Raw genomic sequence first — 12,672 nt, forward strand, 5'->3', positions numbered from 1 at the left:
ATGCCACTTCGTAGAGCAGGCGCCGCAGGGGGCCTGGAAGAGGGGAGGATAAAAAGAGGGCATCGAATGCACCATCCGGGCGCGGGCGCGTCCGGATGGTGCACGGCCTAGCGGCGCAGCATGCCTTTGTCTTCGAGGAAGTCAATGATGCTCTGCAGGCCGTCGCCGCTTTTCAGGTTAGTAAAGGCCCACGGACGCTCGCCGCGCATCCGCATGGTGTCGCGCTCCATCACTTCCAGCGAGGCGCCCACATACGGTGCAAGGTCGGTTTTGTTGATCACCAGGAAGTCCGATTTGGTGATCCCCGGGCCGCCTTTACGCGGGATTTTCTCCCCTTCCGCCACGTCGATAACGTAGATGGTCAGATCGGCCAGCTCGGGGCTAAAGGTTGCGCTAAGGTTATCGCCGCCGCTTTCGACGAAGATAAGCTCGAGGTTACCGAACTTTTCGCTCAGCGCTTCCACCGCCGCCAGGTTCATCGACGCGTCTTCGCGGATGGCGGTATGCGGGCAGCCGCCGGTTTCGACGCCGACGATCCGTTCCGGCTCAAGCGCGCCGGCTTCGGTGAGGATGCGCTGATCTTCTTTGGTATAGATATCGTTTGTGACGACGGCCAGCTGATACGTATTGCGCATGGCTTTACATAGTGCTTCCAGCAGCGCGGTTTTCCCGGAACCGACCGGGCCGCCGACGCCCACGCGCAGCGGATGTTTGTAGTTGTTCATGCTTTCTCCTAAGAACGGAATAGTCGGGAATACTGCGTTTCATGTCGGGCGGAGGCGATGGCGGTCAGCGGCGTGGAGGAGCCGATCTCCTCGTCCGGGGCGGCCAGCGCGCTGGCCATATCCGCCGCATAGCGATCGCACAGGCGGATGATCAGCTGCTGCGCCGCCTGTTGCCCAAAGGGCACCAGCTTAACGCCGGCCATCACCGCGCCCTCAATCCAGCTGTAGCCGAGGCTCAGCGCCAGGTCGGGGAGGCTAATTTGCCAGCGCACGCCAAGCCAGGCCATGCCGGCCAGCTGGCTTTGTTGGCACAGCGTCCGCCACTCTTTGGGACACTCCGGCTGCCAGTCGGCAAGCAGTCGGGTGAACGCCGCCCCGCGATTACGCTCCTCTTCGCGCAGCTCGCGGGTTTCTCTGCAGGCGAGAAGGTACGCCGCCCAGCGCTGAGCCTCGGCCAGGTTGTTATCTTCGCAGGCGCGATAGAGGCGGGCGAACAGCGGCAGGTCGACGGTAAAAAAGCTCTGCTCCATCTGCTGCAGTTGCCAGCGCTCGAAGGCCGGAGTATCGGCCACCCAGCCCGCTTCTACCGCCCACTCCAGCCCCTGCGACCAGCTATAGCCGCCGACCGGCAGGTTGCTGCTGGCCAGCTGCATCAGCCGCAGGCGTTTTTCCGGCGACGGCATTTAGTGATCGTGCTCGTGATGATGGCCGTGGGCGTGCCCGTGGCTCTCGCTGGCGTAGGCGCCGGCTTCCGGTTCGAACGGCAGGTGGGCGAAGCTCACCTGCAGGCCGAACTGGCGCAGCATATCGTCCAGCACGTGGTCGTGGTGGTAGCGCAGCTCGCCGGGCATAATCTGCAGCGGAACGTGGCGGTTGCCGAGGTGATAGCAGGCTTTCGCCAGCGTAAACGGATCCTCGCAGCGCACCACGGAGACGCCCTCATCGGCGGCAACGACCGCGACAAACTCGCTGCCCTCTTCATTACTCAGCACGTCACCGCCCCGCAGCAGCAGGCCGCGCGGCAGCAGCAGACCCGCTTCGCGCCCATCGTTAAGGGTGATTTTGATTCGGCTTTTTACCCGCACATCAATCGGCAGCGTGACGCTGGCCGTTGCCTGCACCGGCGCATCCACGCGTTGGGTCAGATACAGCATCCGGACTCCTTAAAACAGAAAGTAACGTTGCGCCATCGGCAGTACTTCTGCCGGTTCGCTGGTTATTAACTCCCCGTCAATACGCACCTCATAGGTTTGCGCATCAACGGTAATATTGGGCTGCAGGCCGTTATGGATCATGTCGGCCTTCTGCAGCGTTCGGCAGCCCTTCACCGTGGCCGTGGCGCTGTGCAGATTGAGGCGCTGCGCCACGCCGCTCTCTACCGCCGCCTGTGACAGGAAGGTCAGCCGGCAGTGATGGCGTGCGCTGCCCAGCGCCCCGAACATCGGCCGATAGTGCACCGGCTGCGGGGTGGGAATCGAAGCGTTAATATCGCCCATTGGCGCGATGGCAATCATCCCGCCCTTCACCACGCACGCCGGCTTCACGCCGAAGAACGCCGGGGACCACAGTACCAGGTCCGCCATCTTGCCGGCCTCAATCGAGCCGACCTCGTGAGCGATACCGTGGGTCAGCGCCGGGTTTATGGTGTATTTCGCGATATAGCGCTTAACGCGAAAGTTGTCGTTGTCGCCGCGCTCTTCCGCCAGCGGACCGCGCTGGACCTTCATGCGGTGGGCGACCTGCCAGGTGCGCAGCACCACCTCGCCGACGCGGCCCATGGCCTGCGAATCGGAAGAGGTCAGCGAGAAGGCGCCGATATCGTGCAGGACGTCCTCGGCGGCGATGGTTTCGCGGCGAATGCGCGATTCGGCAAACGCCACGTCCTCGGCAATGTCCGGGTCGAGGTGATGGCAAACCATCAGCATATCGAGATGCTCATCGATGGTATTGACGGTGTAGGGCAGCGTCGGGTTAGTCGAAGAGGGCAGAATATTGGGGTGCGCACAGGCGGTAATAATATCCGGCGCGTGGCCGCCGCCGGCACCTTCGGTATGGAAGGTGTGGATGGTGCGGCCGCCAATCGCCGCCAGGGTATCTTCGACAAAGCCGGACTCGTTGAGGGTATCGCTGTGCAGCGCGACCTGAACGTCCATCTCATCGGCGACGGTCAGCGCGCAGTTGATAGCCGCGGGCGTCGCACCCCAGTCTTCGTGGATTTTCAGGCCAATCACGCCAGCCGCCACCTGCTCGCGCAGCGCGTCAGGGTTGGAGCCGTTGCCTTTACCCAGCAGGCCGATGTTGACCGGCAGACTATCCGCCGCCTGCAGCATCCGCGAGATATACCATGGCCCGGGCGTGCAGGTGGTGGCGTGGGTGCCCGCCGCCGGCCCGGTGCCGCCGCCGACCATGGTGGTGACGCCGGAGACCAGCGCCTCTTCCGCCTGCTGCGGGCAGATCCAGTGGATATGCGTATCGACGCCGCCGGCGGTGACTATCTTACCTTCGGCGGCAATGATTTCCGTCGCCGCGCCGATAGGGATGGTGACGTCAGGCTGGATATCCGGGTTGCCCGCTTTGCCAACGGCGAAGATGCGCCCCTCTTTGACGCCGATATCCGCTTTCACGATCCCCCAGTGATCGACGATCAGCGCGTTGGTCAGCACCAGATCGACGCACTCCGCTGAGAGCATTTGCCCCTGGCCCATGCCGTCGCGAATGACCTTTCCGCCGCCGAACTTCACCTCTTCGCCGTAGGTGGTGAGATCGTCCTCGACCTCTATCCACAGCTCGGTGTCCGCAAGGCGGACCTTATCGCCGGTGGTGGGGCCAAACATATCGGCATAGGCCTGGCGTGAAATTTCACTCATCGTTTGCCTCCAGTTTTCCCATCACCGCCCCGCGAAAGCCGTACACCGCGCGGGAGCCGGCAACGGCAACCAGCTCCACTTCACGCTTTTGCCCGGGTTCAAAACGGACCGCGGTACCGGCGGCGATATTCAGGCGATAGCCCGTCGCCTGCTTGCGGTCGAACTTCAGCGCCGGATTCACTTCGGCGAAGTGATAGTGCGATCCCACCTGGATAGGCCGGTCGCCGTGGTTTTCAACGATTATGCTGCGGGTCATGCGGCCAACGTTAAGGGCTATCTGGCCGGGCTTCACTTGGTACTCACCTGGGATCATCGCGAAACCTCAGATTATCGGATTGTGGACGGTGACCAGCTTCGAGCCATCCGGGAAGGTGGCTTCGACCTGGATATCGGGGATCATTTCGGGCACGCCCTCCATCACCTGACTGCGGCTCAGGACGTGGCGGCCCTCTTCCATTAGCGCCGCTACGCTATTGCCGTCGCGGGCACCCTCCATAATAAAGGCGCTAATTAACGCCACCGCTTCCGGGTAGTTCAGCTTCAGCCCGCGGGCCAGGCGGCGCTCCGCCACCAGCGCGGCGGTAAACAGCAGCAGCTTATCTTTCTCTCTGGGGGTCAGTTCCATAGCGTTCTCTTAGGTCAGCCAGATTCGGGGAGGAACCGGGGGTTTCCCGGTCAGATGCGGGCGCATAAACTGCCATATATCGCGCATCGCCCGCTGGCACAGCAAATTATCATCACTTAAAAATCGGACCGTCAGCAGGCCGTCGGTCAGGCTGGCGCCGGCGTAGCTGGCAAGCCCGGCGAGCCGTTCGCGCACGCCGTCGAGCAGGGCCTCATTGGCCGGATAGAACAGCAGCGTTCCTATCCACGGCTGCTGGGCGATGCAGGCCAGCTGGCCGTCGGCGAGGCACAGGCGTTCGACCAGCAGCGGCGTCTCATCAACCCACACCTCCAGCCGGTTCGTGAGGGTGCCGTGGTTAAAGGTTTCGCCCATCACCGGGCGGCCGAGGCACAGCAGATCCCAGGCTAAAAGGGTGCTGGTGGCGCAAAGATGGAAGGTGGTCTGCAGATTAGCCCGCGCGCCGGGGAAAAAAATGGCGTCCTGCGGCAGCCATTCAAGAATAGCCTGCGGCGCGACGGTGAAGCGCTGGTGCAGATGCGCCTGTGCGCCGCTGCTGCGGTAAAATTTGCTGGCACCGGGCATGGTCATCAGCGCGTGGCTGCCGCCGTCGAGGGCGGCGGTAATCGTCAGCTCGTCGCCGCCAACGATGCCGCCCGGCGGATGCAATAAATAGAGGTGGCAGGTTTCTTGTTCGGGATAAAAAGGGCGCTGGACGGTTAACGGGCCAACGTGACGCGAAGAGGTCAGGACCGTTTTATCGCCGATAGATTGAAAGCGGAGATCCAGCGTAGCCTGCCAGCCTTTTTTTGTCTGTGGTAACACGGTGCTGTGCAATGTTGCGCCCCTGCAAACTCAAGAAAAAACAGCAACGATGAGTATTGATCGGCCGCAAAGCATCCCGATCATATGAAAAGCTTATGCTTATTATCCCGTAAACCGCCGCCGGCTGCGGATAGGGTCCATCCCTGGACCTTCCCCCGCAGGCGGGATCGCTACATGTTGAAAGGTTGAGGGGCGGTGGGGTAAAAGGCGCTCAGCGCGAGCGCCCGGTGATAATGCTATTTATCCTGATAATCCTCGGCGTCGATATCGTAGCCCGACGGTTCCCAGCGAATGGCCAGCAGCGACAGCAGGCCAATGAGCGGCGCCGCGGCGATAACCCAAAAGACGCGCGTATCCAGCGCCGCGACCAGCAGCGGGAAGAGGAACAGCGACAGCGTTGAGCTGCTGCGCATCAGCGTTTGGTTGAGGCCGACGCCGACGCCGCGCAGCGACGTTGGGTAGCTCAGCGAGGCAAAGGTCATGGTGTGCGCACCGGGGCCAAAGCCCTGGCCGAAGAGGAACAGCGCCAGCATGGCGACCGCGGCGATCCCTTCGGCGGCCCCTTCTGGACGGCCAATCAGCGCCAGCCCCAGCAGCGCCGCCAGCTGGCAGCCGTATCCCGCCAGCGACATTTTCCACGCCCCAAGGCGCGGCACCAGCCGTACCGCCAGCAGCCCGCCGACGAAGGCGAAGAGCAGGTTCAGCACTAGCGAGATCAGGATCGTGGTCAGCATCGACTGTACGAAAAAGCTGGCGATAATCACCGGCAGGCCGAAGGCGACGGCGTTATAGGCGAATGACGAGACTACGGAGAGCAGCGTTGCCAGGGTCGTGCGCCGCAGGTAAACCCCCTGAAACAGGCGTAAATAGTTGCTCCACTGCGCTTTTTTCACCACCGGCGCCGGTTTATCCAGTGCGTCCTGCGCCACGTGGGCGTTGATGTTGTACGCCTGGCGCAGAATCGAGGCCGCTTCACGCAGGTTGCCCTGATTGGCGGCCCAAACCGGCGACTCGCTCATATAGCGGCTGCGAATGGCGATAATCACCAGCGCGGGGATTGCGCCGAAGCCGAGGATCAGCCGCCACAGCCAGTCGCTGTGGCTTTCCGGCAGCGCGGCGTAGAAAAACAGCACCAGCAGGTACGAAACGCTGATGGCGGCGTACCAGGTCGGGCACCACATGGCGACGCTGGCGGCTTTGTTGCCCGGCCCTTTGAGTTTAGAAAATTCGCTCAGGAAGGCCATCGCCACCGGCAGGTCAATTCCCACCCCGAGCCCCATGACAAACCGGGCGCCGGTGAGGACGTATTCGTTGGGCGCCAGCGCGCAGGCGATTGCGGCAACCACGAAGAACAACATATCCGCCATAAAGACGCGGTAGCGGCCGATTTTATCGGTCAGATAGCCGCCCAGCAGCGCGCCGACGATGGCGCCGAAGGTGATGGCCGAGGCCACCATGCCGGTGCCGGCGGGCGTCAGGTTGAATTCACGGGTAATGTCCTTCAGGCCAAAGGCCAGGGAGCCGAGATCGTAGGCATCGAGAAAAATGCCGCCCAGCGCGATGCCCATGACGATGCGCGCGTTGTTGCGCCCGCTGCTGCCTTCGTTAATCAGGCGCGAAACGTCCGCCGCGCCGCGTATCCATTTAACTTCCCCGTCGGGCGACCCTGCCGCTGCAATCGGTGCCGAATTGATTACGTCTGTCATATTATTGTTCTGTTGTGTCTTATCAGGAGATTCAGAGTAAACATCGCCGGGCGGGCGAATAAATCATTTTTGGTTATAAGACATAACTAAGTGATTGTTGCGAAAGGTTTATCTTTGAAGCGGCAGCGCGGTAGAATGATTGGCTGTCAGGCCGGGGGATCAAAAGATATTGTCGGGGGAAATCGTGCCCGGCGCCGCCGGGCGCGGAGGTTATTTCTGCTGTGGTTTTTTCCCGTTCTTCTTCAGCCGGGCCCAGATTTTGGTCTCCTGGCGACGCCACAGGCGCTGGATGTTGTCATGATGGCGCAGGAGGATCAGGCAGGAGAGCATCGATACCGGAAAGGTGTACTGCGGCTTGAACCACCAGACGTAGAACGGCGCAATAAGCGCGCTGACGATGGCGCCGAGCGAAGAGTAGCCGCTGAGCAGAATGGTCAGTAGCCAGGTTCCGGCCATGACGCCGGTTAAATCCCAGCCGATGGGCGCAATGGCGCCGAAGGCGGTCGCAACGCCTTTGCCGCCGCGAAAATTAAAGAACACCGGCCAGATATGACCAATGCAGGCGGCGATCGCCACCAGGCCCAGCCAGAAAGGGGTCAGACCGAGTGCCCACGCGCCCCAGACCGGCAGCATGCCTTTGAGCACGTCGAAAATAAGCACCGTTACGGCCGCTCTCTTGCCGCCAATTCGCAGGACGTTGGTCGCCCCGGGGTTGCCCGAGCCGCTATCGCGAGGGTCGGGCAGGCCGGCGAGGCGGCAAACCAGGATGGCGCTGGAAATTGAGCCGCAGAGGTAGGCAAGGATAACGAGTCCAGGCGCGATTGCACTCATCAGCTGTTCCATTTTGAAAGTGTCGTTTTATCCCCGTCATCCTTGGCGCGGCCGGTGCGTTGGCTCTCCTCGCGCGTCCGGATACATAGTGATGCTATGCTCCCGGAAGCTCGCTGCGCCGCCGCCTTCCTGCAACGCAAATTATTTAGGGGATGTCTTTGCATCTGTGGATAATACGCATAATTCGCCGGAAGTGGTATCCGGTTTAGCCAAAAAGCAGGCAGGTCGTGATGGATATTGTATTTATAGAGCAACTTTCGGTAATCACCACTATTGGTGTTTATGACTGGGAACAAACCATCGAACAGAAGCTGGTGTTCGATATCGAAATGGCGTGGGATAACCGTAAAGCGGCGTCCAGCGATGATGTGAGCGATTGCCTCAGCTATGCCGATATTAGCGAGCTGGTTATCAGCCACGTTGAAGGGGGGCGCTTTGCGCTGGTGGAGCGCGTCGCTGAAGAGATTGCCGATCTGCTGCTGGCAAAATTTTCCTCACCGTGGGTACGGATTAAAGTCAGCAAACCGGGCGCGGTTGCCCGCGCCGCCAACGTTGGTGTCATCATTGAGCGTGGCCTTAATCTGAAACAAAACTTTTAAGGTCATATTGATTAAACAATTTGGGCTTATACAGGTCTTAGTGCCGGCCATCAGGTTATTTTATTTGCCATCTTCTCCTCGAACGGGGCTCGAATTCCTCACGTACTCCGTGTACGCTCCGGAATTGACGCGCCGTTCTAGGCCAAACTGGCTGCCCCAATGACGCCTGATGGCATGGCTCGTAGTGCCTGGTTTTTTCATTTTACTTTTAAAGGGTTTATTGGATGAGCGATATACACTCGCTGCTGGTGGCGGCAATATTGGGTGTGGTTGAGGGTTTGACAGAGTTTTTACCTGTTTCCAGTACCGGTCATATGATTATTGTTGGCCATCTGCTGGGGTTTGAAGGTGATACTGCAAATACGTTTGAGGTGGTCATTCAGTTAGGTTCTATTCTTGCCGTTGTCGTGATGTTCTGGCGTCGTTTGTTTGGCCTGATCGGTATTCATTTCGGTAAACCACCTGCGCATGAAGGGCAGGGCAGCGGTCGCCTATCGCTTATCCATATTCTGCTGGGGATGATCCCGGCGGTGGTGCTGGGCCTGATATTCCACGACACCATTAAGTCGCTGTTCAACCCGATAAACGTGATGTACGCGCTGATTGTCGGCGGCGTGCTGTTGATTGCCGCTGAGGTGCTGAAGCCGAAGGAGCCGCGTGCGGTAGGCGTTGACGATATGACCTATCGTCAGGCGTTCGTGATTGGCTGCTTCCAGTGCCTGGCGCTGTGGCCGGGCTTTTCTCGCTCCGGCGCGACGATTTCCGGCGGTATGCTGATGGGCGTGAGCCGCTATGCGGCCTCTGAGTTCTCGTTCCTGCTGGCAGTACCGATGATGATGGGCGCCACCGTGCTGGACGTGTATAAAAGCATCGGCTTCCTGAACGCCAGCGATATTCCGATGTTTGCCGTCGGCTTTATTATGGCGTTTATCGTGGCGCTGATTGCGATTAAAACCTTCCTGCAACTGATTAAACGTATTTCGTTTATTCCGTTCGCAATCTACCGCTTTATCGTGGCGGCAGTTGTTTACGTGGTCTTCTTCTAAGACCCTGGCCCTCAGTCTTTTGGCTGAGGGCAGCGTTCTTCCTTCCACTGCGCGATCGCCAGAATACGCCGACGCGTCAGCTCCTCGCGAATCTCCGGCCCTTTAAACCCTTGTGCTACCACCTCTTTCGTCGATACCGACTGAGCGATATGCCACGCTTCAAGCAGCAGGCGCCCCTGCGGATAGTCGCAGGCCTCGAAGCCGGTTCGGCCGCGGACGTCGGCTTCGCTGGTGAGGGCAATTTTCTCCACCCGCTGCGGCTTGCGCCAGGCGTCGATGCTGTCGAACAGCTTGACCAGGGTTTTGGGCTGCAGAATCGGCAGGGTATGAATCAGATCGTGGAACTCAGCGACCAGCTTCGCCAGGTCGCGGATCTCATTCGGGACGCGCAGGCGGGCGCAAAGTTGCTCGACCAGCCTGACGCCGGCCGGCCCGTGGCCGTGATGACGGGGCCAGAGCTCTTTCGGCGTCAGCCCCTTGCCCAGATCGTGACACAGGGTCGCGAAACGCACGTCGATTTCCGGCGACAGCATCGCCGCCATGCTCAGGGTCATCAGGGTATGCAGGCCGGTGTCGATTTCCGGGTGCCATTTGGCCGGCGCGGGTACGCCGTACAGCGCCTCGATTTCCGGGAACAGCACGCCAAGCGCGCGGCAGTCGCGCAGAGTCTGGAAAAAGACCTGCGGATTGCGGGTGCCCAGCGCGCTCTCGGTCTCTTTCCATACCCGCTCCGGCGTCAGGTGCGCCAGCTCGCCGGCGTCGGCCATCGCGCGCATCAGCGCCATGGTGTCGTCCGCAATGCGAAAGCCGAGATGGGCGTAGCGGGCGGCAAAGCGCGCGACGCGCAGAACGCGCAGCGGATCTTCGCTGAAGGCCGGTGAAACGTGGCGCAGCAGGCGCTGGCGCAGATCGGACTGGCCGCCGTAGGGGTCGATAATCTGGCCGTCTGAGTCCTGGGCCAGAGCATTAACCGTCAGGTCGCGGCGGAGCAAATCCTGTTCGAGGGTGACGTCAGGCGCGGCGTAGCAGGTGAAGCCGGTGTAGCCAGCGCCTGACTTACGCTCGGTTCGCGCCAGGGCGTACTCTTCCCGGCTTTGCGGGTGCAGAAACACGGGGAAATCGCGGCCTACCTGCTGGTAGCCCGCGTCAAGCAGCTCTGAGGGCGCGGCGCCCACCACCACCCAATCTCTGTCTTTGACCGGTAGTCCGAGTAATGTATCCCGGACGGCACCGCCGACCAAATAAATCTTCACGCCTGCTTCTCCCGTATCCACTTTGCGCTGGATGATACGTAAGTCTGGCAGAGAAGACTAATTAGTTCATCCACCGGTCTTTACGCTTGCGGCTCGGGATCAGGTGCGGCAGCACCAGGCCAAGCAGCAGGCCGACGCCCAGCACGCCGCCGCCGTACATAAACCACTGCATGATGATGGTGCGCTGCTTATCATCAAGCTGCAGATTGGCGGCATTGACCTTTTTCTGCGCGACGACCAGCTCATTTTTCAGCTTCTGGTTCTCATCTTTCAGGGCGTTAATGGCATTATCGCTCCCGGCGACCTTTTTCTGCATGTCTGCAGTGCGTTGGTTCCAGGTGGTGTCGATGTTATTAAGCTTGTCGGTCAGGGTTTTAACCTGGTTTTCGAGATCCGGTACGCGGGTGCGCAGGCTGGGCTCGTTGCTCAGCTCTTTCAGCGGGATCCAGGCGGTGCGGCCGTTGCCGTCGCGGATCTGGGCGTAGTTGGTGCTGTCGTTGGTCTGCAGCAGAGAGACCTGCTCCCCGGCATTAATGGTTCCCTGGAGGCGATAATTATCGCCAGGACCGGTGCGGACCCAGGTATTCAGTTCATCAGAAACATAGCGTTTTTCTTCTGCATGAACCGCCGTAGCGGCGCTAAGCGCCAGCAAAGTTATCGTAATCAGGCGTAATTTAGGCATCAGGTCATCGTTTGGTCATAAAAAGTTGAACGATAGTAGTGGCATCACCATAGCGACGCAAAGTTTTCCGCCACAATCGGAAACATCCAGGAGGTGGCCCGGCAAATTGCGGATTGCATGGCGATTCGCCGCAAAATATTATCTACTGACAAGAAATATCGGCGTTAGTTCGCCGTATTTTCCCTGCAGAGCACAGAAGCGGAAGAATTCAGTTATGGCGCAAGAAATCGAATTAAAATTTATCGTCTCCGACAGCGGTGTGGAAACACTGCGTCAGCACCTTAATACGCTCAATGCGCAGCATACGCCCGCAGGACAGCTGCTCAATATTTACTATGAAACGGCGGATAACTGGCTGCGCCGTCACGATATGGGTCTGCGTATTCGCGGCGATCGCGGTCGTTACGAAATGACCCTGAAAATTGCCGGACGGGTGGTGGGTGGGCTGCATCAGCGCCCGGAGTACAACATCCCGCTGGAGAAACCGGAGCTGCTCCTGAGCCTGCTGCCGGCGGAAGTGTGGCCGCAGGGCGAACTGCCTGCCGAGCTGGAGAACAGCGTACAGCCGCTCTTCAGCACTGATTTTGAACGTGAAAAATGGTTGGTCAGCGAAGGCGATAGCCAGATTGAGATCGCCCTCGATCGCGGCGAGGTAAAGGCCGGTGAGCATCAGGAAGCGATTTGTGAACTGGAGCTGGAGCTGCTGTCCGGCAATACCGTAGATGTCCTGACCCTTGCCCGTCGTCTGCTGGATACCGGCGCGCTGCGTCAGGGAAGCTTGAGCAAGGCGGCGCGAGGCTACCATTTGGTCCAGGGCAACGGCGAACGGCCGCCGATCGCGCTGGATATCCTGCCGGCAATCGCGAAGGCCAGCGTCGAGCAGGGAATGGAGGCGGCGCTGGAAAATGCCCTGGCCCACTGGCTCTATCATGATGAAGTCTTGAGCCGCGGCAACCCGGCGGCAAAAGGAGAAATTCTGCGGGCGATTGCCCGCCTGCGCCATACGCTGGCGCTGTTTGGCGGTATCGTGCCGCGTAAAGCCAGCGCGGCGCTGCGCGAGCAGCTGAGCGCAGCGGAAGCGGCGCTGTCAGAGGCCGAAAATGCGCAGGCGGCGCTGTTCAGCGTCGCCGCAGTGAGCGCGAAGCTGATGCTGACGGAATGGCTGGTAAGCCGCGGCTGGCGCGAGTTCCTCAACGAGAATGGGCAGAAGAAAATTGCCGGATCTTTTAAACGCTTTGCCGATATTCAGCTTTCGCGGGCGGCAGCAGAATTAAAAAATGCCTTCCTGCAGTCGTTGGGCGACGAGTATGAAGGTCAGCTTCCGCGGCTGGCGCGCGAGATCGACACTATTCAGCTGTTAGCCGGCACTTACGCCGACGCCGCATCGCCGTGGCTGGAAAACTGGAAAGAGCTTCGCCGGGCCGTTGAGCACCGGGACAGCAGCGTCATTGAATATTTCCGTCGCCAGGCGCTGGCCGCGGAACCGTTCTGGCTGCATAGTGGAAAACGATAATTT

14 protein-coding genes are annotated in these 12,672 nt (G+C 60.1%); 3 read left to right on the forward strand and 11 right to left on the reverse strand.

The window, feature by feature from the left end; translation table 11 throughout:
• Positions 1-107 precede the first annotated feature (107 nt).
• The 9 genes from ureG to plsY all read right to left on the reverse strand — a co-directional run bounded on the left by ureG (position 108) and on the right by plsY (position 7,576).
• A complete protein-coding gene (gene ureG / locus GVK32_RS02580) occupies positions 108-725 on the reverse strand; it encodes an urease accessory protein UreG (protein WP_041147299.1) in 618 nt (205 codons plus the stop codon).
• A gap of 8 nt (positions 726-733) precedes the next feature.
• Positions 734-1,408: an urease accessory protein UreF gene (locus GVK32_RS02585; RefSeq protein ID WP_159864833.1), complete on the reverse strand. Its 675-nt coding sequence runs from the start codon at positions 1,406-1,408 to the stop codon at positions 734-736.
• Positions 1,409-1,879, reverse strand: coding sequence for an urease accessory protein UreE (gene ureE / locus GVK32_RS02590; RefSeq protein ID WP_159864836.1), 471 nt, complete (start codon positions 1,877-1,879; stop codon positions 1,409-1,411). It lies immediately after the preceding gene.
• A 9-nt stretch (positions 1,880-1,888) separates the two neighbouring features.
• Positions 1,889-3,592, reverse strand: a complete 1,704-nt coding sequence (ureC, locus tag GVK32_RS02595) for an urease subunit alpha (protein WP_159864839.1) — start codon at positions 3,590-3,592, stop codon at positions 1,889-1,891.
• Entirely contained in the window at positions 3,585-3,905 is a 321-nt protein-coding gene (locus tag GVK32_RS02600; RefSeq protein WP_159864842.1) for an urease subunit beta, read from the reverse strand. Before GVK32_RS02600 ends, ureC begins: the two co-directional genes overlap by 8 nt.
• 9 nt (positions 3,906-3,914) lie before the next feature.
• Entirely contained in the window at positions 3,915-4,217 is a 303-nt protein-coding gene (locus GVK32_RS02605; RefSeq protein WP_041147294.1) for an urease subunit gamma, read from the reverse strand.
• A gap of 9 nt (positions 4,218-4,226) precedes the next feature.
• On the reverse strand, positions 4,227-5,051 hold the full coding sequence (locus GVK32_RS02610; RefSeq protein WP_159864845.1) for an urease accessory protein UreD: 825 nt from the start codon (positions 5,049-5,051) through the stop codon (positions 4,227-4,229).
• Positions 5,052-5,275: 224 nt separating this feature from the next.
• Positions 5,276-6,745, reverse strand: coding sequence for an MFS transporter (locus GVK32_RS02615; protein WP_159864848.1), 1,470 nt, complete (start codon positions 6,743-6,745; stop codon positions 5,276-5,278).
• Positions 6,746-6,955: 210 nt separating this feature from the next.
• Positions 6,956-7,576 carry a glycerol-3-phosphate 1-O-acyltransferase PlsY gene (gene plsY, locus GVK32_RS02620; RefSeq protein ID WP_159864851.1) on the reverse strand — a complete coding sequence of 207 codons (621 nt, stop codon included), beginning with the start codon at positions 7,574-7,576 and terminating at the stop codon, positions 6,956-6,958.
• Between the two features lie 230 nt (positions 7,577-7,806).
• Here plsY and folB point away from each other — a divergent pair, with 230 nt between their 5' ends.
• Positions 7,807-8,175 (forward strand): bifunctional dihydroneopterin aldolase/7,8-dihydroneopterin epimerase, encoded by a 369-nt coding sequence (gene folB, locus GVK32_RS02625; protein WP_045856827.1) that lies wholly within the window; start codon positions 7,807-7,809, stop codon positions 8,173-8,175.
• Positions 8,176-8,399: 224 nt separating this feature from the next.
• Positions 8,400-9,221 (forward strand): undecaprenyl-diphosphate phosphatase, encoded by an 822-nt coding sequence (gene bacA, locus GVK32_RS02630; RefSeq protein WP_045856829.1) that lies wholly within the window; start codon positions 8,400-8,402, stop codon positions 9,219-9,221.
• Between the two features lie 11 nt (positions 9,222-9,232).
• On the opposite strand, the gene GVK32_RS02635 is transcribed toward bacA, so the two are convergent.
• A complete protein-coding gene (locus tag GVK32_RS02635; protein ID WP_159864854.1) occupies positions 9,233-10,474 on the reverse strand; it encodes a multifunctional CCA addition/repair protein in 1,242 nt (413 codons plus the stop codon).
• Between the two features lie 61 nt (positions 10,475-10,535).
• A complete protein-coding gene (locus tag GVK32_RS02640) occupies positions 10,536-11,156 on the reverse strand; it encodes a TIGR04211 family SH3 domain-containing protein (protein ID WP_041147288.1) in 621 nt (206 codons plus the stop codon).
• 214 nt (positions 11,157-11,370) lie between these two features.
• Here GVK32_RS02640 and GVK32_RS02645 point away from each other — a divergent pair, with 214 nt between their 5' ends.
• A complete protein-coding gene (locus tag GVK32_RS02645) occupies positions 11,371-12,669 on the forward strand; it encodes an inorganic triphosphatase (protein ID WP_159864856.1) in 1,299 nt (432 codons plus the stop codon).
• Positions 12,670-12,672 lie beyond the last annotated feature (3 nt).

The organism is Klebsiella sp. 18074 (genome assembly GCF_902705905.1).
GTDB classification, from domain to species: Bacteria; Pseudomonadota; Gammaproteobacteria; order Enterobacterales; family Enterobacteriaceae; genus Klebsiella; species Klebsiella terrigena.